Below are 22,271 nucleotides of genomic sequence, written 5' to 3'. Positions count from 1 at the left end.
GCCCATTTGAGGAATTAGAAACCCCGCCTGCCCTGTCAGGCGGGGTTTCTTCTTTGGCGCTGATGGCTAAGGCTCGCGCCATGTCTTCGCTTGCGTCTCTGGCCAGCCGGCTTTCGCTGCCCACCACCGCCACGGCCCCGTTCTGCCCATCCGAGGTGCGCGGCACCGTCGCCGTTGCCAGCCGGGGCCCGTGGTGGCGCGTGCTGTGGCAGGCGGCGGGGCCCGGCCTGCTGGTGGCCGTGGGCTATATGGACCCGGGCAACTGGGCCACCGATATCGCCGCCGGGTCGCAGTTTGGCCATGGCCTGCTGTTCGTGGTGCTGGCCTGCGGGCTGGCGGCAATCGTGCTGCAATCGCTGGCGATGCGGGTGGGCCTGGCAAGCGGCCAGGATCTGGCCCAGCTGGCCCGCCGCCACTATTCCCCCGCCGCCTGCCGCGCGTTGTGGCTGCTGGCCGAACTGGCGATCATTGCCACCGACATTGCCGAAGTGCTGGGCGCGGCGCTGGCGCTGCACCTGCTGTTCCGGGTGCCGCTGTGGGTGGGCGTGCTGCTCACCGGGCTGGATACGCTGATCGTGCTTGGCCTCAAGGGCCATGGCTTTCGCCAGCTTGAGGCGATCGTGCTGGGCCTGATCGCCACGATCACGCTGTGCTTTGGCGTGCAGCTGGCGATCGTGGGGGTGGATGGTGCCGCGCTGGCCGCCGGCGCCGTGCCCGATCTGGCGCGCCTCGCTCAGCCCGGCGCGCTCGTGCTGGCGATCGGCATCCTGGGGGCGACAGTCATGCCCCACAATCTCTACCTGCATTCCAGCGTGGTGCAGACGCGGCTGGGCGATCGGTCAGAGCAGGGCACGCGCCGCGCCCTGCGCCTGGCTGGCGCCGATACAGTGGTCTCGCTGCTGCTGGCAACACTCGTCAACGTGGCGATCCTGGTGCTGGCGGCAGAAGCCTTCCACGGCCATGGCCACCGCGATGTCGGCTCGATTGAGGATGCGTGGCGGCTGCTCGCGCCGATCACCGGGGCGGGCCTGGCGCCGCTGCTGTTCGGCGTGGCGCTGCTCGCCGCCGGGCAAAGCGCCACGTTCACCGGCACGGTGGCCGGTCAGGTCGTGCTGGAGGGTTTCCTTAACCTCAAGATTCCCTGCTGGCAGCGCCGCATCCTTACCCGCGCGCTGGCGATCGTGCCGGCGCTGGCCGGGGTGCTGTGGCTGGGCCAGGGCGCAGTGGGGAAATTGCTGGTGACAACCCAGGTCGTGCTGTCGCTGCAATTGCCGTTCGCGATCTGGCCGCTGCTGCGCTTTGCCGGCAACCGCCAGGTGATGGGCCGCTTCGCCGCGTCGCGGCTCATGCTCGCGATCGGCTGGCTGCTGTTCGCGCTGATCCTGGCGGCCAATCTCGCGCTTGTTGCCGGGCTGTGAAGGGGGCGCGTTGCCCCCTTCACCCCTGCCTTACGCGGCCGAGGCGTTGACGCCCATGCTGGTGAGGTAGCGCTTGATATTGCGCGCGGCCTGGCGCAGCCGCTGTTCGTTTTCGACCATGGCGATGCGAACAAAGCCCTCGCCGTCCTCGCCATAGCCCACGCCCGGTGCCACGGCGACTTCGGCCTGGGTCAAGAGCTGCTTGGAAAACTCCAGGCTGCCCATGTGCTTCAATGCGGGCGGCAACGGCGCCCAGGCAAACATCGAGGCCTTGGGGCTGGGAATCTCCCACCCGGCGCGGCCGAACGCCTCGACCATCACGTCGCGGCGCTTCTGGTAGAGCTTGCGGTTCTGCTCGACGATATCCTGCGGGCCGTTGAGCGCGGCGCAGGCCGCCGCCTGGATCGGCGTGAACGCGCCGTAATCGAGATAGGATTTCACGCGGGTCAGCGCGGCGATCAGGCGCTTGTTGCCCACGGCAAAGCCCACGCGCCAGCCGGCCATGGAAAAGGTCTTGGACATCGAGGTGAATTCCACCGCCACGTCCTTGGCACCCGGCACTTCCAGGATCGAGCGGGTCGGCTGGCCATCGAAATAGAGTTCGGAATAAGCCAGGTCCGACAGGATCCAGACCTTGTTCTCCTTGGCCCAGGCCACCAGGCGTTCGTAGAATGCCAGGTCGACCGTCTCGGCCGTGGGGTTGGACGGATAGTTGACGATCAGGATCGACGGGCGCGGCACGGTGAAGGCCATCGCGCGATCGAGCGATTCCCAATAGCGTTCGTCGGGCGTGGTCGGCACCGACCGGATCGTGGCGCCGGCGATGATGAAGCCGAAGGTGTGGATCGGGTAGGATGGATTGGGCGCCAGCACCACGTCACCAGGCGCGGTGATCGCGGTGGCCAGGCTCGCCAGGCCTTCCTTCGATCCCATCGTCATGACGACTTCGGTTTCCGGGTCCAGCTCCACATTGAAGCGGGTGGCGTAATAGTTCGCCTGCGCCTTGCGGATGCCGGGGATGCCCTTGGACGCCGAATAGCCATGGGCCGAAGGCTTTTGCGCCACTTCGCACAGCTTTTCGATCACATGCGCGGGCGGCGGCAGATCGGGGTTGCCCATGCCCAGGTCGATGATGTCCCGTCCGCTGGCGCGGGCTGCGGCCCGCATCGCGTTGACTTCGGCGATGACATAGGGCGGCAGGCGCTTGATGCGGTAGAACTCTTCTTCCACGGGCATGACTCGTAATGCTTGCCGGCAGGATTGCCGGGACCGCCCCCTTACGCCAATCGATCCGCTTCGCCAATCATGGGCTGCACCGCGCGCCTTGTTGCAGCGCCACTCTCGCGCTTTGCGACGCGAAGCGGCTTGCCGCCCGTGCCGCCCGCGCGCAAAAGGGCGAACGTCCATGGTCCGGGTATGCCACGGTGACCAGCGCCAGGTGACAGGGACCGAAAGTCACGAGGGAAAGTTCGTCCATGCGCGAAACGGGTAATGCCAAGACGCCGGTTGCCACCGACAACGCGGTATTCGAAGACCTTTTCCGCCTTCAGGCCGAGGCGATGCAGGCCTTGGCCGCGCCGTTCCTGCCCACTGCCCATGCCAAGGCCCCCGATCCGGGCGATTTCCAGCACTGGGCGATGTCGGGCGCCAAGCTGCAGAAGATGTGGCTGGATTTCATGGCCGAACAGACCGCCGTGGCAGAGCCGGCCTGGCTGCGCATGGTCGATGGCGGCCGCTGGAAGCAGATGTTCGATGAATGGGCCGGGACGATGCCGATCACCCAGGCCGAAACCCAGGCGCGGCTGTGGGACGAAAGCCTGCAATTGTGGAACCGGGTGATCGAACTCTATGCCCCGCAAGGCACCGTGCCGGCCAAGGCTCCGGCCGATGTGGCGCCCGATGCCCTGCCGCGCCGCGATCGCCGCTTTGCCGATCCGCGCTGGCGCGAACAGCCGTGGTTCGCCCTGCTCCACCAGACCTATCTGCTGTTGGCCGAACGGTTGGAAGACATGGCGCAGGAGATTTCCGGCCTGGAGCCCGAGCGCCATGGCCAGGTGCGCTTCATGACGCGGCTGATCACCGAGGCGCTGTCGCCAGCCAATTTCCCGATGACCAACCCGCTGGTGATCGAACGCACCCTGGCCACGCGGGGCGAAAACCTGGTCAAGGGGGTCGAGCATCTGCTGGCCGACCTGCGCCGCGGACAATTGAGCCACACCGATGGCGAGGCGTTCGAGGTGGGCCGCAACATCGCCACCACGGCCGGCAAGGTGGTGCACGAAACGCCACTGTTCCAGCTTATCCACTACACCCCCACCACCGACCAGGTCGCGGCCGTGCCGCTGCTGATCTTTCCGCCGTGGATCAACCGGTTCTACATCCTCGATCTCAACCCCAAGAAAAGCTTCGTGTCGTGGGCACTGGACCAGGGGCTGAGCGTGTTCATGGTCTCGTGGAAATCGGCTGACGCCAGCATGGCCGATGTGACGATGGACGATTACGTGCGCGCCCAGATCGAAGCGATCGACGTGGTGCGCCAGAAGCTGGCGGTGCCCACGGTGCACACCATCGGCTATTGCGTGGCCGGCACCACGCTAGCTGCCACGCTGGCCGTGCTGGCCCGTCGCGGAGAGGCCGGCAAGGTCGCCTCGGCCACGTTCTTTACCGCGCAGGTCGATTTCAGCGAGGCGGGAGAGCTGTGCCACTTCGTTGACGACGCGCAGTTGCGCTGGCTCGAAAGCCTGGAAACCGATGGCTATCTCGACGGGCGCTATCTCGCCGCCACGTTCAACCTTCTGCGCGGGCCAGACCTGATCTGGAACTATGTGATCAACAACTACCTGCTGGGCGAGGATTATCCGGCGTTCGACCTGCTCTACTGGAACGGCGATACCACCAACCTGCCCGCGCGCTGGCACCGCGCCTATCTGAGCGAGCTATATCGCGACAACCAGCTGGTAGTGCCCGACGCGCTGAGCGCCGATGGCACCCCGATCGACCTGCACCGCATCACCACGCCCTGCTATATCCAGGCCGGGCGGGAAGACCACATCGCCCCGGCGAACAGCGTGTGGAAGCTGACCCGGCACCTGGCCGGGCCGTGGAAATTCGTGCTGGCCGGATCGGGGCATATCGCCGGCGTGGTCAACCCGCCGGCCGCTGGCAAGTACCAGTACTGGACCAACCCGGGCGAACCCGCCAGCCTCGAGGCGTTCGTGGCTGGCGCCCAGGAAACCAAGGGTAGCTGGTGGCCGGATTGGCGCGGCTGGCTGGCCGATCTGGACGGTGACACGGTGCCAGCCAAAGGCGCCCGCGTGCCCGGCCGCAACGCAATAGAAGACGCGCCAGGGCGATATGTGCGCATGCGATGACGGCGCCGCAACAAGCCGGGCGACACGTTTAGGCAACGTTGCGCAATTACCTCCAAGATGGATATTGTGCACTGCACAAAAACCTTGACTTCCGCCAGCGCATTCCTATTTTTTGCAATGCAGCAGAGGTAAGGCCGTTCTCGGCTTGAGTCGTCGCCATTGTGCGACCCTTAGGCCAATCCGGTCCCTGCCTCGCCGCATTGCAGGAGCCGTAACGCCATGGCCGATCAAACCAAGGACGAAGGGACGCTTCCCGACGTGACGCCCAGCCCCGCCCCCCAGGCGGATGGCGCAGCGCCCGTCGTGGCTGCCGATCCCGCCCCCGCGGTCGAACCGACCGTCGCAGCGGCACACGCGACGGAGCAGGCAGAACCGACAACCGCCGCCCGTCGTGCACGCAAGCTCGTGACCCCTGCAGTGGCATCGGCAGAGCCGGCGCCCGCCACACCCCCCGCCCCTGCGGCAGAGCCCACCGTGGCTGCGCCAAAGGCCGCGGAAGCAGTGGCAGCGCCGGACGCATCGCCCGTTTCGGAGCCAGTTCCCGCCAAGGCGCGCAAGCCGCTCGCCAGCCGCGTGACCAAGCCCGAACCGGCACCGGCCGCCAAGCCGGTGAAAGCGATCGCGGCCAAGCCGCTGCCGGCCCGGACCGTTGCCGCCAAGGCGGCGCCGGCCCAGCCTGCCGAGGCCAAGCCGGCCAAGCCCAAGCCCGCCCCCGTGGCGGCGCGCGGGCCGGGCAGCGCAAAGCCGCCGGTCACGGCACCCAGACCAGGAACCGGTATCCCCCACGCGATGGTGCCGGCCCCGCTCAAGACCCGCGTGAACCATGCCGCCGCGCCTGCGGCTTCCAGGAAGGAACACCCTATCATGACCACCGCCAACGAATTTTCCGACAAGTTCCAGTCCGCTTTCAAGGACGCTTCTGACAAGGCCAAGGCCGCCTTCGAAAAGAGCCAGGCCGCCTTTGGCGATGCCGGCGAATTCGCCAAGGGCAACGTCGAAGCCGTCGTGGAATCGAGCAAGATCCTTGCTTCGGGCCTGCAGGAACTGACCAAGGGCTATGCCGCCGAAGGCAAGTCCGCGATGGAAACCCTGACCGCCGAAATCAAGGAACTGGCCAGCGCCAAGTCGCCGACCGAATTCTTCGAAAAGCACACCGCCCTGATGCGCAAGCAGTTCGACGCAGCCGTGGCGGCCAGCAGCAAGCACAGCGAAGCCGTGCTCAAGCTCGCCAACGAAGCGTTCCAGCCGATTTCCAACCGCGTCAGCCTCGCGGTCGAAAAGATGAAGGTCGCCGCCTGATCGGCACCTGATTCGCCCGGCCCAGCCTGTCTTGCCCACCAGGGCAAGGCGGCTGGATCGGGCCACTATCCTGGACAAGCACCAGCGGCATCAAGGCAGCCGACGCCCCACCATGGCGGCGTGGCTGCCTTTTTGCTTTGACGCGCGGCGCTTTCCCGGCCCCCACCGGGCCCACTGTGTATCGCAAACAGGGCGCGATTTGCCGTTTCGGTAACGTTTTTCGGGCAGGGCTGCCCGAACGCCCCCTTGTCGCGGGGCGGCTGCGATGCGATATTCATGGTTCCGATGCACAGATCCGCTTCTCACTCGGCGTCCGCCGCCCCCCTGCCGCGCGCTGCCCGCGCTCCTCTTGGCGTGCGTCCGGCGTTCGCAGCACCGCTCATGGCGGGCGACAATCGCGATACCGACGATGGCGACATGATCGGCCTGGCCACGCGCACCCGCGCCCGGCCCAAGAAGCCCAGCATGTTCAAAGTGCTGATGCTCAACGACGACTATACCCCGATGGAATTCGTGGTGATGGTCCTCAAGCGCTTCTTTCACATGGATCTGGAGCAGGCCACCCGCGTAATGCTGCACGTGCACCAACGCGGCGTGGGCGTGTGCGGCATTTTCCCTTATGAAATCGCCGAAACCAAGGTGAACCAGGTGATGGATTTCGCCCGGCAGAACCAGCACCCGCTGCAATGCACGCTGGAAAAGGCCTGACGCCAAGGAGTCGCTGACGCCGCGTTAGCGTCAATGCAGCCGGCTTTCCTCGATCATCTCGCGCGCCACGGCGCGCAACAGCGCGGCGAGCCAGGCCATTGCCAGTGACTTTGCCTCGCGCGAATGAGCGCCGGCGCCACTGGGCAGGACGATCTGCGCGGAAAAGCGCCCGTCTTCCAGCCGCCCTCCGCTGAATGCCGCCGCCGGCGGGATCAGCGCCAGCGCCGCGCTTTCATAGGCACCCGAATCAGCCAGCAGGCTGACCCACAGGCTGTCATTGTCGCCCGCCACGCCTTCGGGTGCCAGCGCGACATCGCCCAGGGCGCGCAGCGTGCGTTCAAAGCCCAGGCGCTGTTCATCGGGCGCCAGGGTTTCGCAACGATCGGCCAGCGCTGTCAATTCCTCGGGCCGGGCGCTGCACCGCGCCAGCCGCCCTTGCCACCACTGTGATCCAGACGTCACGAAATTCACGGCCTGTTCCCTTGTCCGTGGCGCCAGCCCGGCAGGAATCAACACGGCATGATGGTGCCTTGTCATCACGCCTTCCTGATCGCCCGGTCCAGCGCGGAAGCGTTTTGTCAGTTCTACATCCACAGATGTCCCGCGCCGCAGGCATTTCGGCCTCGGTGCGTTGTATTTTGGCGGAACCCACCGCAGCCATGGGCGTTCCCGATGGCCAGCGGCAACCTTTGCGCCTTGTGCCAAACGCCGCGCCAGGAGGCTCGCGTGGCAGCACTATTATCAATCAAGGGGACAGGCAATAACTTTAGTTATTAAACGCCCCTTTGTCACGGCAGGAGTAGCCAGCCCCGCTGGTGCGGCATTTTCGCCTTTCGCATCGCCGCGAAGCGGGCTAACCGACACGGACACCTGCACGGCGCCCCCGGGCGACGTTGCTTGCCCCTTGACGCCCACACGGTGAAACGCCCGAACGTGAAATTCCTCAGCGCCATCGACAGGTACATCGCCCGCCTGGTGATCGTGCCCATGCTGGCCGTGTTCGTCCTGGCAGCATCGCTGCTGGTGCTGGACAAGATGCTGCGGCTGTTTGACTTTGTCGCCACCGAGGGCGGGCCGGTCACGGTCGTGTTCAAGATGCTGATCAACCTCTTCCCGGAATATGCGAGCCTCGCCATTCCGCTGGGGCTGATGCTCGGCATCCTGTTCGCCTTCCGCAAACTGGCGACCAGTTCGGAACTCGACGTGATGCGCGCGGTGGGCCTGTCCTATACCCGCCTGCTGCGGGTGCCTTATCTCTTCACGCTGGTGCTGGCTGGGGTCAACCTGCTGATCGTGGGCTATATCCAGCCCCTGAGTCGCTACTACTACGAGGAATTGCAGTACGAGCTGGGCTCTGGCGCGCTGGGTGCCTCGATCAAGGTAGGGGAATTCAACGCGTTGCAGGATCGCACCGCACTGCGCGTCGATTCCAGCCGCGACGACGGGCGCGATCTGGAGGGTATCTTTGCCCGCCTGGTCACGCCCAAGGGCCAGACCATGACCATCTCCGCCCGCGAGGGGCAGTTCTTTGCCAACCGCGAGAACCGCGACACGATCATCCTGCGCTTGACCGACGGCCAGATCGTCCAGGATGGGCCCGACCTGGCCTCGCCGCGCGTGCTGACTTTCGCGTCACACGATCTGCCGATCGACCTGCCCAAGATCGCCCAGTTCCGCCAGCGCGGCGACAAGGACCGCGAATACATCCTGCCCGAGCTGCTCAAGATTGGCTGGAACAAGGCCTATTCGCAGGACATGCGCAACAAGAGCAAGGCCAGCCTCAACTACCGTTTGGTGGAAGTGGTGATGATGTTCCTGCTGCCGCTGCTGGCCGTGGCCCTGGCCGTCCCGCCCAAGCGCTCCACCTCGGCGTTGGGGGTGTTCCTGTCCATCGTGATGGTGGTGGCCTATCACAAGGTCAACGAATATGGGCAGGATGTCGCCAGCCTGGGCCGGCTTGATCCTGCCCTGGCGCTGTGGGGACCGTTCGCGCTCTTTGCCGCACTGATCATCTGGATGTACTGGCGCCTGGCCTATGTGCCCGGTGGCCAGCCGATCGGCGCGCTCGAAACCGCCTTTGCCAAGGTTGCCAGCCGCGTGCGCAAGCTGTTCGCGCGCCGCCGCCGTGGCGACATGATCGACCCGGCAGCACAGGACGATAGCCTTGCAGCTTGATATCTTTCCATCCGCGACGATGACGCGCTACATCGGCAAGATGTTTGCCGCGCGCGTCGTCGCCGTGCTGCTGATGCTGGTCCTGGTCCTGCAGATGCTCGATCTGCTGGGCGAAAGCGGCGAGATCCTGGCCCATCCTGGCAATGGCCAGGCGCAGCTGCTCACCTATGTGGGCCTGCGCGCGCCGCAGCTGGTGGCCAAGTTCCTGCCCTATTCGGTGCTGCTGGCCACGATCATCACGCTGTTCACGCTCAACCAGAACAGCGAAGTGATTGCGATGAAGGCCTCAGGCCTGTCGGCACACCAGGTGCTGGCGCCGCTGTTCCTGGTGGCCGGCGTGATCGCGATCGGCAATTTCGCGTTCAACGAGCGGATCGTCACGCGCTCCACCGCCACGCTCAAGGCCTGGCAGGCGGCCAATTATGGCCCCCTGCCCACCGATACCCAGGTGCGCAGCAACGTCTGGCTACAGGATGGGCCCAACATTCTCTATGCCCGCACGGTGACTGGCGAGGGCAATGCCATGCGCATGACCGACGTAACCTGGCATCGCCGCGATCCCACCGGCATGGTCACCGAGATCGTCCGCTCGCCGGCCGCCACCTATGCCAATCCCGGCTGGCGCCTGACTCGGCCCACCACGTTTGACGTGCAGAGCGCGCGGCGCACCCAGGATAATGGCGATGCCGTGTTCGCCACCGGGGTTACGCCCACCCAGATCCTCATCCGCAAGGCCGATGCCGATGCCGAATCGTTGTGGCACCTGACCGGCTCGATCCAGGCGATCCGCGCTGCCGGGCACAGCACCAGCGAGCTGGAAAGCCGCTGGTGGCACAAGATTTCCGGCCCGCTGTCGGCCATGCTCATGCCGCTGCTCGGCGCGGTGGCGGGCTTTGGCCTGGCCCGCTCGGGCCAGCTGTTCATGCGCGCGGTGATCGGCATGGCGCTGGGCTTTGCCTATTTCGTGGTCGACAATGCCGCGCTCGCCATGGGCAGCTTTGGCGGATACCCGCCGCTGATCGCGGCCTGGGCGCCCTTCGTGCTCTTTTTCCTGATCGGTGAGGCCGTGCTGATCCGCACCGAGGAATGAAAAAAGCCCCGCGCCGGACAAGACCGGCGCGGGGCTTTTTCAGGGCTCGACTGCTGGTGAAACGTCAGCCCTTGGCGCGCGTGCCCATGGTCGAGCGCACCAGCCGCGCGAGCAGCGGAAACAGCCCGGCATAGTTGGCCCGCTCATAGGTCGATTCCAGCCCAAGATGGCCGCGCAGGCGACGGTGGCATTCGGCTAGCGAGTGATAGGGCATCGACGGCAGCAAGTGGTGCAGCGCGTGATAGCGCAGGCCCACCGGTGCCCACATCGCGCCCCATACGCCCGGCGGCGGCACGTTGACCGAATCGAGGTATTGCCCGGTCACGGTCATCTGCTCGCCTTCGTTCTCCCACAGGTGGGCCACCAGCGTGCGCACCTGGTTGAGCAGCGCGGCCAGCGCGATCACGCCCAGCGCGATCAGCAGCGGCAGCCAGCCATGCGTGGCCGACCAGCCCAGCACGGCCCAGGCCCACAGCGTGGCGCCCAGTTCCTGCCAGAACACCATGCGCGCCATGGCGCCTTCCGGCTTGCGCCGGCGGAAGCCGGGATTGATCGAGAGCGAAGAGGCGCGCTCCCACACCAGCGTGCGCAGCGGCGGCACGATCACGCCCAGCGGCACCAGCACAGCCGAACGCAGCAAGAGGCCGACCGGCAGCAGCAGCGCGGTGGCGGTGAACAGCGGCAGCGACCAGGGCTTCATCAGCGCCAGCGGTAGGTATTCCGGGTCTTCGCTGGTGCCATAGCGGATGCGCGAGTGGTGCAGCGAATGCACGCCTTCATACATGAACGAGGGCATCAGCACCGGAATGCCAACCACCAGATTCCAGACGAAGCGGAAACCCGGCAGGGCATCGCGATGCATATGCGTCAGTTCATGGATGAACAGCAGCGCGCGATAGAGCGCGAGGGCCGAGAACACCCCGAGCGCCACGACCACGCCCCAGTTGCCGCCGCGCAGCGCGGTGGCAATCGCCAGGCCCAGCGCGCCATAGCCGAGCAGCGCCGACACCAGCATGTCGGGCCAATAGATTTCCGGCCGGGCGCGGGCGATATCCCGCGTCAATTCGGCCGCAGCGCGCAGCATCTCCTTGTCCTCGGGCGTGCCGGCAAGGCCGGGCGCGCGATGGGCAGGCGTGGACGTCGCAGCGGGGAGCGTGGCAGCTGGCGCAGCGGAGGCCGCAGCAGCAGGTGCGTCGCTCTGTTCAGCAAATTCGGTGACAAGCATGGCAAAAACGGTTCCCAAGAAACCCATGTTACACCAGGCAAAAAATCTGCCTGGCGGGTGATCGCCGGTCCGCCTGGGCTCGTCCGGCTTGACAAGTCACCGGATAGCACCGCAGGCATCCGGGACAGCGCGCGTATAACTCAAAACAAAGGCGATATCGTGGCAGGCGAAGTAGTCATCACCCCCGTTGCAAACAAGGCCGAACGGGCCGCCTTTGTCGATCTGGCCTATCGCATCAACGCATCTGACCCCAACTGGGTGCCGCCGCTGCGCATGGAAGCGATGGAACTGATCACTCCGGGCAAGAACCCGTTCTTCGAACACGCCGATGTGCAGCTGTTCCTGGCGCGGCGCGACGGCCGCATCGTTGGCCGCATTTCCGCCCATATCGATCACCTTGCCGTGGCGATGGACCCGGTACAGGGCATGGGACCTGGCACCGGCAACTGGGGCCTGCTGGAAGCGGAAGACGAAAGCACCGCCCACGCCCTGATCGCGCGGGCCGAAGAGTGGCTGCGCGCCAAGGGCATGACCCGCGTGCTCGCGCCGCTGTCGATGTCGGTCTGGGAAGAGCCGGGCCAGTTGACGCTGGGCTTTGACCATCCGCCCACGGTGATGATGGGCCACCAGAGCGAACGCTATCAGCACTATATCGAAGCGCTGCCCTATACCCCGGCCAAGCAGTTGTTGACCTATGAGCTGGACATCACCAAGCAGTTTCCGCCGCTGATCCAGCGCATCGTGCAATCGGGCGAGAAGAACGCCAAGATCCGCATCCGCAATGTCGACAAGAGCAAGTTCGACAGCGAAGCGGCGATCATTCTCGACATCCTCAACGATGCCTGGTCGGACAACTGGGGCTTCGTGCCGTTTACCCAGACCGAGATCGGCTATGCCGGCAAGAAGTTCAAGCCGATCGTGCGCGAAGACCTGATCATGGTGGCCGAGTACGAAGGTGAGCCGGTGGCCTTCATGATGACGCTGCCCGATCTCAACGAAGTGATGAAGCCGATGGGCGGAAAGCTGTTTCCGTTCAACTGGATCAAGCTGCTGCGCTGGCTGAACAAGCCGCGTTGCCGCACCATGCGCGTGCCACTGATGGGCGTACGCAAGAAGCTGCAATCCTCGCGCCTCGCGAGCCAGCTGGCCTTCATGATGATCGAATATATCCGGCGCAATTCGGTGCAGCACTATGGCGCCTCGCGCGGGGAAATCGGCTGGATCCTGGATGACAACCAGGGGATGATCGCCATTGCCGACGCGATCGATAGCCACGTCAACAAGCGCTATACGATCTACGAACGCGCGCTTTGATCCACCGCCCGCGCCTGCGGAACGCGCGGGCGCAACAGGCGTTGTTCCCGGCGGGTTAGCCTTGCATAGGCCAAGGCAAGCCCCACTTGGGCGCCGGCCCTTGCACCCGCGTGCAAGGCGGCCGGAGAAGGGAAAGCAGGCCATGCAATTGTTCGGTCATCCCGGCGCGCCATCCGGCCCGGCCGGCGGCGGGTTGGGCAATGCCCTGGTGGTCGAGGATGAGGCCATCGTGGCGCTGGCCATGGCCGACAGCCTGGCCCAGGCCGGGGCGGATACCGTGGCCACCTGCCACACCACCGCCCAGGCCCTGATCGAGATGCAGCGCCTGCGTCCCTCCATCCTCGTGCTCGATGTGCACCTGGCCGATCGTGACGACGGCTGGGCCCTGGCGGAACTGGCCATGGCGATCAGCCCGAATCCACCGCTGATCATCTTTTCCACCGGCACGCCGGAAAGCATCCCACCGCACATCGCCGAACTCGGCCACGTGCTGGCCAAGCCCTTTCCACCCGATGCCCTGGCCAGCCTGGTGCAGCGCCATGGCCGCCAGGGCGGCCTGCTCGGCCGCCTGCGCAATGCTTTGACGCGCTGATCACGGTCAGGGGTTACAGCCACCGGGCGCACCGCGTGTGTCGCTGTGCGTACACGCCCACGAAAAAGGCCTCCGCCGGGGATTGGCGGAGGCCTTCGGGATCGTATCACCAGCCGCTTGGACGGGAGGGGGGGTCTCGGCGGTGACATGCCTTTAACGGGGTGCCCCGAAATCGGTTCCCACCTCGCCGAAAAAAATCGGCATTATTTTGCAATTTCGCCCCAATCCCCAAAACTCTCCAGCCAAGCACCTTAGATGTAAGGTCTTTTCGGCAAGCCCTGGGGATCGAAACCAACCATCGCCCGCACATTGTCCAGGCGGGGAATGTGGATGCCCGTGCCCATCCAATCCACCTGGCCAGCCTTGCGCAGCGCCTGCAACGTGCGGTTGGTATGCACCAGCGACAGGCCCAGCATATCGGCCACCTGGCCCTGCGTGATCGGCACGCGCAACGTGGCAGACGGGCCGATCTGCGGCGCGATGCCGGTCTGCAAGCCGCGCTCCACCAGCCACAACGCCAGATAGGCCACGCGCTCGCGCGCGGGGCGCTGGCCCAGCGCCACCAGGTGCTGCTCCAACGCATCTTCCTCGCGCGCCGAAAGCCAGATCACGTCATAGGCAAAGCGGGGTTGCGCCGTAACCAGTTCCATGAAGCGATCGCGCGGGAACATGCACAGCCGCGTATCGGTGAGCGCGGTGACGCCATGGCTCATCTCGCCATCGAATGCGGCCTGCAGACCGACCAGATCGCCTGGAAACATGATGTTGACCACCTGCCGGCGCCCATCCTCGAGCAGGCGATAGCGCATCAACACGCCTTCCAGCACGGTGAACAGCCGATCACCCGGCGCACCCTGGCGCAGCACTTCCTCGCCGCGCGCCACGCTGCGTTCGCCACTGCGATGGCGCTCGATCCATTCGCGCTGCGCCGTATCGGGGGCCACCAGCCCGGGCCGATCGCGCAGCGGACAGGTACGGCACGGTTGATTCAATTGCCGGATATCTACGGCACCCTGGCCGCCGCCGGCGCTTCCGCCTCCTCTGTGCACGCTGTCTTACACTCCTGCCTACCCGGCAACGGCCACCCTGTTGGGCGCCATGATCGGGCATGTCCGGTCCCACGGCTATGTCAAATGACATAAACGAGTTCCCGGTTCCCGGATAGAGCGCGCCGCCGCAGGCCAGCCAAGCCCCCCACCCGCTGCCTGCGCGCCGGAGCGCGTTGCAATGATTACCGATTACATTCTGGTGCTGGAAGACAACGTGCTGGTTGCGATGGAAATCGAGGACGAGCTGACCGAACGCGGATTTCGCGTGGCCGTGGCCGTGGACATTGCCGAAGCCGAAGCCCTGGTCGCGCAAGAGACGCCGCGGGCTGCCCTGCTCGACCTGCGCCTGCCCGATGGCCATTCCGCGCCGCTGGCGCTGCACCTCATTGCGCAAGATTGTACCGTGGCGCTGATTTCCGGGGCAGATTCGGGCATGATCCCGGCCTCGCTGGCGGGCGTGCCGCGCTTTCCCAAGCCGGTCGGCGTTTGGGAACTGGCTGATTGGGCCACCGGTGTGTTCGATCCGCAAAAGTGAGCGGCACAGCGGCGTGCCTATCTGCATGCCGCACCCGTCGATGCAAAAACGCATATTGGTTCGGGAACCGAAACCGGCGTAAGGCATTGAGGGGTGCATTGCGTATCCAGGAAGGGGTTTAAATGTCGCTGGGCGCCAAAGTAGCTACCAATCTTCCCTATCTGCGCCGCTATGCCCGGGCTTTGACCGGAAGCCAGCAGACCGGCGATGCCTTTGTGCGTGCCACGCTGGAAGCGGCTCTTGCCGATGCAGACCTGCGCAGTGCCATCGGCGAAGGCCGCGTGGCGCTCTATCGAGCCTTCAACAAGGTCTGGTCGAGTGCGTTCGTCGATACCCTGGATCATTCCGGCGGTAGCGATCTGGGCCTGCACGAAACCGCCGCGCAGGAACGCCTGGCACACATTACGCCGGCCAACCGCCAGGCGCTGCTGCTGGTCACGCTCGAAGATTTCTCGGTTGCCGAAGTGGCCGAAATTCTCGACCGCACGCCGGCCGATGTCGAAGCCCTGGTGCAGGAAGCGATCGAGGAAATCGACCGCGAGTCCTCGACCAGCGTGCTGATCATCGAAGACGAGCCGCTGATCTCGATGCAGCTGGAAGACCTCGTCCGCTCGCTGGGCCACGACGTGTGCGGCATGGCCGCCACCCGCACCCAAGCGCGCGACATTGCCAGCCGCGAAACGCCGGGCCTGGTGCTCGCCGATATCCAGCTGGCCGATGGCTCTTCGGGCCTCGACGCGGTGGACGATATCCTCAAGCTGGTCGATGTGCCGGTGATTTTCATTACCGCCTATCCCGAACGCCTGCTGACCGGTGACCGGCCCGAGCCGACCTACCTCATCACCAAGCCGTTCCAGGAAGCGACCGTGCGCGCCGCGATCAGCCAGGCGCTGTTCTTCGGCTCCAGCCGCCCGCTCTCTTGATTTAGCGGCCACCCCGCCAGGGGTGCTCTAACAGTTCCCTCGGGAAAGGCCGGACCCAGTTGGTCCGGCCTTTTTCATGCGCCATTTCCGCGCTCGCGGGCGGCGCCCTTGATGAACCGGCCTTAGACCGGCCGGCCCTCGCGGATGGCAAAAGAGCCACGCTCGCGCACTGGAATGATCAGGGTGCAGCGCACACCGTCGGCTTCGAACCGCAGGTCCACCGGATTGCGCAGTTCGTGGGCGACGATCTTTTCGATCAGGTCGGTGCCAAAGCCACGCTTGCGCCCCGCCTTGGGATCGATCGCCGGCCCGCCATGCTCCCGCCAGGAAATCCGCGCGGTGGTTTCGCCCGCCAATTCCCAGCGCACTTCCACCCGGCCGCCGGGCACGCTGAGCGCGCCATACTTGGCCGCGTTGGTCGCCAGTTCATGAATCGCCAGGCCCAAAGACAACGCATCGTTGGGCGCCAGTTGCACATCGGGCCCGCCCATGTCGACATGGTGGTCGGCGCCCTGGGCATAGGGAGCCAGTTCGGCGCGGATCACCAGATCCACCGGCGTGGCGCCCCAATCCGACTGGGTGAGCAGATCGTGCGTGGCCGAAAGCGCGCGAATGCGCCCTTCCAAACTTTCGACAAAGCTGTCGAGATCGCGCGCGCGGCGGCGGGTCAATGCGATGATCGACAGCACGTTGGCCAGCGTGTTCTTCACGCGGTGGTTCAATTCGCGCGTCAGCGAATCGCGGATCGAGGATTGCTGTTCGAACCAGGCCAGGGCCAAACGGTCTTCGGCCACCTGCTGGCTGACCAGCCGCGCAAGGACCAGCAGCAACGTTGCCACCGGCAGGCCGAACAGCAGCGTCATGACCGACAGCATGCTCAGCACCATAGCCGGCGGCGCTTCCACCACCAGCAGCCAGCGCCGCCCCGCCACATCGACCCAGCGGCGCACGACCCGCCCCGACCGCGCGGCAGGGCTTTCCTGGGCAAGCAGATCGGCATTGGTTTCGGTGCCATCGTAGAGGCGCACGCCCAGCGGCGTATCAGGATCGGTTGGCAGCGAGGTCCGCAGGAATTCATCGGCGGCAAATGGCGTGAACACGAACCCGCGCAGGGTGCGGCTGCCGTCATCACGGCTGGCGCCGAACACCGGCATGTACATGACAAAGCCAACCTGGTCGCTGACATGGCCGGCATGCACCAGCTGCAGCTTGCCCGAAACGATCGGCCGCTCTTCCAGCTCTGCGCGATCCATGGCCACGCGGCGCACCGGATCGCTGGCCATGTCAAAGCCGATCGACTGGCGGTTGCGCGCGGTTTCGGGCACCAGGTACATGACCGGCACGGCATAGCCACGCTTGGCAAAATCGGCCGGCCGCACCGCAAACGGCGGCGTTGGCAGCATCGGCGCACCGTCTACATGGCCGCCGCCGCTGCGCATTACGCGCTCCACCATGGGCACGTCTTCGCTCGCAACGCGCATGCCCCAGCCAATGCCGTTGACGCCGCTGGCGCTGCCTTCCATCTGCAACTGGCCAACGAAAGAGCGGAACAGCGAGGCTTCGACCGAGCGGCGCGTGGCAAACAGGGCAGCCGCAGAACGCAGATAGGCGGCGTTGCCGTTGGCACGCCGTTCAAGGCCGGACGACACCTCCTGGGCCACCTTGTCCAGCTGGGCAATCTCGCGCTGACGGTCCGCCCGCTCGATCGCGAAAACGCTGAGCGCGGTCACGGCCATGGTCAGCGTGAAGATTCCCACCGGCAAGGCCCGCGGAAAGCGCTCGTACCATCTTGGGGCCAGATTTTTCTGGGAGAGCAGTTTCTCCACGTGCCCGTGCGATCCCTTTACCTTGCCATACCCAAAACGTGCGGCGTGCGCCTGCTTAGCCCATGCCGCCTGATCATGCCCGATGCAACGCACGGCGCAAGCACCTGTGCCCGCAACTGGCCGACAATTATGTGGTTTTCACAGCGCAAAGCGCCGCGCCGGGCTTCCGGCACGGTCTTGGTGATTTTGGCGGGAACCGATTGCGAGCGGTTTCGTTCCACATGCGCAACAACCCAAGACCGATAACCCAAGACATCGGGCACCTGTGATTCTGGCGGCCCCATGGTCTATGCATGGACAAACGGCCAGCCGCGTCAGGCACATCCGATCCGTTCATCCGCAAGACCCATGGGGGGAGGCGAAGCCGAAAGCGAATGTCGAAAGATAAACCTATGAAAAACCCGGGGACCCGACGTCGCACCAGCGCGCGGGCGAACTCGCCCGAGTGGGCGGACGGTTTGCGCCGACTCTACGATTCCGTCGTAGAAGAACCCTTGCCCGACAGCTTCGCGCAGTTGCTCGACAAGCTGGACGGCGATGCGCATGGCTGATGCCCCACGCCCGTCGGCAGACACCAAGGGCGATACCGCTGCCTCCGCCCGCAACGCCGTTGCTTTCAAACGCGAACTGACCGGTGTCATCCCGCACCTGCGCGCCTTTGCGCGTGGTCTGTGCGGCCGTCCCGACCTGGCGGATGACCTGGTGCAGGAAACCCTGCTCAAGGCCTGGGCCGCGCAGGAACGGTTCGAGCCGGGCACCTCGATGCGCGCCTGGACCTTCGTGATCCTGCGCAACGCTTATCTCACCGACATGCGCCGCAACCGCTTTCGCGCGGAGTATGACGAGACGGTGGCCGAACGCGTGCTCGTCGCGCCCGCCGGGCAGGAAAGCCCGCTGCACCTGTCGGACATGCACCGCGCACTGCTCACCCTCCCGCCCGAGCGGCGCGAGGCCCTGCTGCTCGTCGGCGCCGGTGGTTTCTCCTACGAAGAAGCCGCGCAGATTTGCCAATGCGCCGTGGGCACGATCAAGAGCCGCGTCGGCCGCGCCCGCGCCGCCCTTGCGCAGATGATCGATACCGGGCAGCTGCCGCGTCGCAGCACGGGTGATGCCGTGGCACACGATGCGATCATGCACGAGCTTGATACCACGGTTCAGTCTGGCCACTGACGGTTACGCTGGCGGTTCTGGCCCCGGCCCGCGATCGGGCTGGGGCCGCCCCTGCCTTGGCCTGGGCAGCACTGCACCAGTCACGCGGCAAAGCGCGGCCGCATCACCGCCAGCCCCTTGATTGCGCCCCGGCGCAAGCCCAAGACGGCGAAAGGCGAATCATCGCCAGATTCAGGCCGTGCCCCCCTTGTCCATCAGCGATTCCATCAGCGATCCCGATCCCCTCTCCGCCGCGCCGCCTGCCGCGCCGGATGCGCTCTTGCACGCCGAACCGGGCGTGCAGACGCAGCAAGCCCGCCTGCAATCGGCCATCCTGTTGCTGCTGGGGCTGGGGCTGTTCTTTGGCCTGCCGTTCGTGCTGTCGATCGGATCGGTAGTGTTCCTGCCCCCGGTCACCGCGATCGTGCTGACGATCGTGCTGGCCCCAGCGGCGGATCGCCTGGTGCGGCTGGGCCTGCCCAACATGCTCGCTTCGTTTCTGGCCCTGCTGCTGTTGATCGCGGTGGTGGTCGTGGCGCTGTCGCTGATCCTGCAGCCGGCCTACGACATGGTGGACCAGGTGCCGGCCATGGCGCGCCGCGTCTCGCTGCGCTTTGCCGAACTGCGCAGCAACCTGGCGTGGATGAACGACATCAACCGCCAGATCGCCCGCCTGACCGGCTCTACAGCCACGCGCGAAGTGGTAGTGGCATCACCCTCGGTGATCGAACAGGTGGCCTTTGCCACGCCGAGCGTGCTGATCGAAGTGCTGCTGACGTTCCTGCTGACGTTCTTCATGATCGAATCGCGCATCCGCACCAAGCGGCGCCTGCTGTTCGATCGCCACAGCTTTGGCGCCTCGGTCCGCATCGCCCGCGTGATCCGCGCGGTGCAGGATCGCGTCGCCTCGTACATTCTCACCGTCGCGCAGATCAATCTGGGCGTGGGCACGATCGTGGCCGCAGGATCGTGGGCCTTCGGCTTTTCCGCGCCGATCATGTGGGGCGGGCTCGCCTTCGTGCTCAATTTCCTGCCCTATGTCGGGCCCCTGGTCATGGTCGCGCTGCTCACCCTGGTCGGTGTCGGCACGGCCAGCACGGTGGCGCTTGGCCTGCTGCCGGCGCTGGCGTTCCTCGGCCTGCATGCGGTGGAGGCCAACTTCGTCACGCCCTCGATCCTGGGCGCGCGGCTCACGCTCAATCCGGTCTCGATCCTGATCTCGATCAGCTATTTCTCGTGGATCTGGGGCACGCTGGGGGCGCTGCTGTCGGTGCCGATCCTGCTGACGCTTACCGCGCTGGTCGATCACCTGGGCCGGCCGAACCTGGTCGGCTTCCTGTTTGGCGAGCCGCTGTTCCAGCCGGGCCTGATCGCGCAGGATGAACTGCGCCATCCCGAAGACTATGCCGGGCACGAGGGTGACATGGCCAGTGACGAGACCGGCCGCCCGTTGCACCCGCGCACGCCACAAGGCGCCTGACCCAACCGCGCCGCATACAAAAAAGGGCAGGCCGCGTGGCCTGCCCTTTTTCATGTCGTCATCGCGGCGCGATGATCAGGCCGGATAGGCCCAGAGCGAACCGCGGCCGAGGTTTTCGGCGGCAAAGCCCCAGTTCAGGTGCTTTTCGATCACGCCCTTGAGATAGTCGGGACGCAGGTTCTTGTAATCGACGTAATAGGCGTGTTCCCACAGGTCGATCACCAGCAGCGGGTTGCCGCCGAGGTCGGAATAGGTGGCAGCGTCGTGGGTCTGTTCGACCGCCAGCTTGCCATCCTTGGCCACCAGCCACACCCAGCCCGAGGCAAAGTGCGCGGCGCCCTGCGCGGCCAGTTCGGCCTTGAGCGCATCGAGCGAGCCGAACGATGCTTCGATCGCGGCGGCAAGGTCACCGGTCGGTTCGGTCGTTTCCGGGGTCAGGCTGTGCCAGTAGAAACCGTGGTTCCAGGTCTGGGCAGAGTTGTTGAACAGGCCCTTGTCACCCTTGGCTTGCGCGGCAGCGACGATGTCTTCCAGGCTCTTGTCGGCCAGATCGGTGCCGTCGATGGCGGCATTGGTCTTGTCGACATAGGCCTTGTGATGCTTGCCGTGGTGGGTCTGCAGGGTCACTGCCGAGATCGTGGGGTCCAGCGCGCTGTCGGCATAGGGCAGCGGGAGAAGGGAAATCGCCATGGTCGCTCCGTTTCGTCAGGGAAAATCGGCAATGCCAAACCAACGCCTCAGGCGGGCATCGGTTGCCATTGCGGCCTATGGCATTTGACAGCGATTTCCAGTGAATTTTTCTGATCGTGCTGCAAGCGCAAACTGATCAATCCTCGTGCGCGGCCACGGCGGCCGTCACCGCCACGTCCATCGTCACATTGCCCAGCGTGCGCATCAGATCGGGCAGCATTTCCACCGCCACCAGCAGCGCGAGCGGCTCCACCGGTACGCCCATGGCCAGCGCGATCGGGCCGATCGAGGTGACGAAGCTGATCGTGCCCGGCAGGCTCACCGCGCCAAAGCTCATCACGCTGGCCACGGCAAAGCCAGCCAGCATGTGCCAGCCATCCACCGGCACGCCAAACCAGTGCGCCACATAGATCGCCACGGCAAAGTTCATGGCCGGCCCGGTGCCGCGAAACAGCGCCACGGCCAGCGGCAAGACCAGTTCGCTGGTCGCATCGCGCAGGCCCAGGGTGCGGCAGGCGTTGAGCATGGCCGGCAGCGAGGCGAGCGAGGACTGCGTGGACAGCGCCAGCGCCTGCGCCGGCAGCATCGCGCGGGCAAAGCGGATCAGCGGCAGGCGCCCGCCCAGCACCGCCAGCGGATAGGCCGCCAGGAACACCACCGTGCCGGTCAGCGCCACGATCACCACATAGTGCGCCAGCGCGCCGATCGCGGCAGTGCCGCTCTTGGCCGCCACCACCAGGCTAAGCGCGAAAACGCCCACCGGCCCGCACCACAGCACCCAGCCGATCACCACCAGCATCGCCCCGGCAATGCCTTCGAAAAAGACTGTCAGGCTTTGCCGTTGCGCGCTGCGCAGCCGCGTGGCGGCCATGGCGAACATACCGGTGAACAGGATCACCGGCAGGACCGCATCGGCCGCTGCGGAGGTGAACACGTTGACCGGCACCATCGAGGTGATGAAATCGCCGAACGCCGGCATGGTCGTGGCCGTGCCCGCGGCCGCCGCGCCGACATTGGCGCGCAGCGCCGCGCCCGCGCCTTGCGGGATCGGCACCAGCGCCAGCAGCGTGGGTGTGAACAGACCGGCCATGGCCGAGCCGCCCACCAGCACGACCATGAACCAGGCCAGCGCGCGCCGCGCCATCGCCCCGGCGCGCGCGGCCGCTACGGTCTGCACCACGCCGGTGAACAGCAGCGCCACCACCAGCGGCATGATCGTGGCCCGCAGCGCGCGCAGCCACAGATCGCCCACCGGCCCGGCCACAGCCAGGATCGGCGGCAGCGCGGCCGGCGCGGCAAAGGCGAGCGCCAGGCCCAGCGCCAGCCCGCCGACCAGCCCCAGGAAGATCCACAGGGCCGGTACATGGGCCATGGGTGGAAGCCCCCCTTCGGGAGCGGATGACGGATCGGTAATCGCTTGGTTCATG

The 22,271-nt window shown here is 65.8% G+C and carries 20 protein-coding genes; 13 read left to right on the top strand and 7 right to left on the bottom strand.

Annotation, left to right across the window (positions count from 1 at the left end; genetic code table 11):
- Nucleotides 1-62: 62 nt before the first annotated feature.
- A complete protein-coding gene (locus tag C8K14_RS09765; RefSeq protein ID WP_233251000.1) occupies nucleotides 63-1,418 on the top strand; it encodes an Nramp family divalent metal transporter in 1,356 nt (451 codons plus the stop codon).
- 30 nt (nucleotides 1,419-1,448) lie between these two features.
- Here C8K14_RS09765 and C8K14_RS09760 read toward each other — a convergent pair whose 3' ends face one another.
- Nucleotides 1,449-2,648, bottom strand: a complete 1,200-nt coding sequence (locus C8K14_RS09760; RefSeq protein ID WP_054131884.1) for an LL-diaminopimelate aminotransferase — start codon at nucleotides 2,646-2,648, stop codon at nucleotides 1,449-1,451.
- Nucleotides 2,649-2,893: 245 nt separating this feature from the next.
- On the opposite strand from C8K14_RS09760, the gene C8K14_RS09755 reads away from it, so the two are divergent.
- The 3 genes from C8K14_RS09755 (at nucleotide 2,894) to clpS (ending at nucleotide 6,796) form a co-directional block, all read left to right on the top strand.
- Nucleotides 2,894-4,789 (top strand): alpha/beta hydrolase, encoded by a 1,896-nt coding sequence (locus tag C8K14_RS09755; protein WP_107716496.1) that lies wholly within the window; start codon nucleotides 2,894-2,896, stop codon nucleotides 4,787-4,789.
- Nucleotides 4,790-5,008: 219 nt separating this feature from the next.
- Nucleotides 5,009-6,088: a phasin family protein gene (locus C8K14_RS23200; protein ID WP_107716495.1), complete on the top strand. Its 1,080-nt coding sequence runs from the start codon at nucleotides 5,009-5,011 to the stop codon at nucleotides 6,086-6,088.
- Nucleotides 6,089-6,469: 381 nt separating this feature from the next.
- Complete coding sequence (clpS, locus tag C8K14_RS09745; RefSeq protein WP_028657709.1) at nucleotides 6,470-6,796, top strand: ATP-dependent Clp protease adapter ClpS; 327 nt, start codon at nucleotides 6,470-6,472, stop codon at nucleotides 6,794-6,796.
- Between the two features lie 30 nt (nucleotides 6,797-6,826).
- Here clpS and C8K14_RS09740 read toward each other — a convergent pair whose 3' ends face one another.
- A complete protein-coding gene (locus C8K14_RS09740) occupies nucleotides 6,827-7,258 on the bottom strand; it encodes a hypothetical protein (protein ID WP_133726786.1) in 432 nt (143 codons plus the stop codon).
- A gap of 471 nt (nucleotides 7,259-7,729) precedes the next feature.
- Between C8K14_RS09740 and lptF the strand changes: the two genes are divergently transcribed.
- Together lptF and lptG are read left to right on the top strand one after the other, a co-directional pair.
- Nucleotides 7,730-8,971 carry an LPS export ABC transporter permease LptF gene (gene lptF / locus C8K14_RS09735; RefSeq protein WP_022675681.1) on the top strand — a complete coding sequence of 414 codons (1,242 nt, stop codon included), beginning with the start codon at nucleotides 7,730-7,732 and terminating at the stop codon, nucleotides 8,969-8,971.
- Nucleotides 8,961-10,061, top strand: coding sequence for an LPS export ABC transporter permease LptG (lptG, locus tag C8K14_RS09730; protein WP_054131808.1), 1,101 nt, complete (start codon nucleotides 8,961-8,963; stop codon nucleotides 10,059-10,061). Before lptF ends, lptG begins: the two co-directional genes overlap by 11 nt.
- Nucleotides 10,062-10,125: 64 nt before the next feature.
- On the opposite strand, the gene C8K14_RS09725 is transcribed toward lptG, so the two are convergent.
- The gene (locus tag C8K14_RS09725) at nucleotides 10,126-11,286 is read right to left on the bottom strand and encodes a fatty acid desaturase (RefSeq protein WP_233250999.1); all 1,161 of its coding nucleotides are present in this window, start codon (nucleotides 11,284-11,286) and stop codon (nucleotides 10,126-10,128) included.
- A 156-nt stretch (nucleotides 11,287-11,442) separates the two neighbouring features.
- Here C8K14_RS09725 and C8K14_RS09720 point away from each other — a divergent pair, with 156 nt between their 5' ends.
- Nucleotides 11,443-12,600: an N-acetyltransferase gene (locus C8K14_RS09720; RefSeq protein WP_054131881.1), complete on the top strand. Its 1,158-nt coding sequence runs from the start codon at nucleotides 11,443-11,445 to the stop codon at nucleotides 12,598-12,600.
- Nucleotides 12,601-12,742: 142 nt separating this feature from the next.
- Nucleotides 12,743-13,192 carry a response regulator gene (locus C8K14_RS09715; protein ID WP_022675677.1) on the top strand — a complete coding sequence of 150 codons (450 nt, stop codon included), beginning with the start codon at nucleotides 12,743-12,745 and terminating at the stop codon, nucleotides 13,190-13,192.
- 251 nt (nucleotides 13,193-13,443) lie between these two features.
- Here C8K14_RS09715 and C8K14_RS09710 read toward each other — a convergent pair whose 3' ends face one another.
- Nucleotides 13,444-14,136: a Crp/Fnr family transcriptional regulator gene (locus tag C8K14_RS09710; protein ID WP_051146283.1), complete on the bottom strand. Its 693-nt coding sequence runs from the start codon at nucleotides 14,134-14,136 to the stop codon at nucleotides 13,444-13,446.
- 283 nt (nucleotides 14,137-14,419) lie between these two features.
- Here C8K14_RS09710 and C8K14_RS09705 point away from each other — a divergent pair, with 283 nt between their 5' ends.
- Both C8K14_RS09705 and C8K14_RS09700 read left to right on the top strand, forming a co-directional pair.
- Nucleotides 14,420-14,776, top strand: a complete 357-nt coding sequence (locus C8K14_RS09705; RefSeq protein WP_107716492.1) for a response regulator transcription factor — start codon at nucleotides 14,420-14,422, stop codon at nucleotides 14,774-14,776.
- A gap of 122 nt (nucleotides 14,777-14,898) precedes the next feature.
- Nucleotides 14,899-15,699, top strand: coding sequence for a response regulator (locus tag C8K14_RS09700; protein ID WP_022675674.1), 801 nt, complete (start codon nucleotides 14,899-14,901; stop codon nucleotides 15,697-15,699).
- A 122-nt stretch (nucleotides 15,700-15,821) separates the two neighbouring features.
- On the opposite strand, the gene C8K14_RS09695 is transcribed toward C8K14_RS09700, so the two are convergent.
- Nucleotides 15,822-17,456: a CHASE domain-containing protein gene (locus tag C8K14_RS09695; protein WP_233251006.1), complete on the bottom strand. Its 1,635-nt coding sequence runs from the start codon at nucleotides 17,454-17,456 to the stop codon at nucleotides 15,822-15,824.
- A gap of 362 nt (nucleotides 17,457-17,818) precedes the next feature.
- Here C8K14_RS09695 and C8K14_RS23220 point away from each other — a divergent pair, with 362 nt between their 5' ends.
- The 3 genes from C8K14_RS23220 to C8K14_RS09685 all read left to right on the top strand — a co-directional run bounded on the left by C8K14_RS23220 (nucleotide 17,819) and on the right by C8K14_RS09685 (nucleotide 20,154).
- On the top strand, nucleotides 17,819-18,076 hold the full coding sequence (locus C8K14_RS23220) for a NepR family anti-sigma factor (RefSeq protein WP_369974355.1): 258 nt from the start codon (nucleotides 17,819-17,821) through the stop codon (nucleotides 18,074-18,076).
- Entirely contained in the window at nucleotides 18,069-18,695 is a 627-nt protein-coding gene (locus C8K14_RS09690) for a sigma-70 family RNA polymerase sigma factor (protein ID WP_028657704.1), read from the top strand. The genes C8K14_RS23220 and C8K14_RS09690 overlap by 8 nt, the downstream gene beginning before the upstream one ends.
- 187 nt (nucleotides 18,696-18,882) lie before the next feature.
- Complete coding sequence (locus C8K14_RS09685) at nucleotides 18,883-20,154, top strand: AI-2E family transporter (protein WP_233250998.1); 1,272 nt, start codon at nucleotides 18,883-18,885, stop codon at nucleotides 20,152-20,154.
- A 75-nt stretch (nucleotides 20,155-20,229) separates the two neighbouring features.
- Here C8K14_RS09685 and C8K14_RS09680 read toward each other — a convergent pair whose 3' ends face one another.
- The gene (locus C8K14_RS09680) at nucleotides 20,230-20,844 is read right to left on the bottom strand and encodes a superoxide dismutase (protein ID WP_107716490.1); all 615 of its coding nucleotides are present in this window, start codon (nucleotides 20,842-20,844) and stop codon (nucleotides 20,230-20,232) included.
- 136 nt (nucleotides 20,845-20,980) lie between these two features.
- On the bottom strand, nucleotides 20,981-22,270 hold the full coding sequence (locus C8K14_RS09675) for a dicarboxylate/amino acid:cation symporter (protein WP_171797132.1): 1,290 nt from the start codon (nucleotides 22,268-22,270) through the stop codon (nucleotides 20,981-20,983).
- Nucleotide 22,271 lies beyond the last annotated feature (1 nt).

The organism is Novosphingobium sp. GV079, assembly GCF_003058045.1.
Classification (GTDB): Bacteria; Pseudomonadota; Alphaproteobacteria; order Sphingomonadales; family Sphingomonadaceae; genus Novosphingobium; species Novosphingobium capsulatum.
This window is presented reverse-complemented; position numbering and strand designations above follow the sequence as displayed.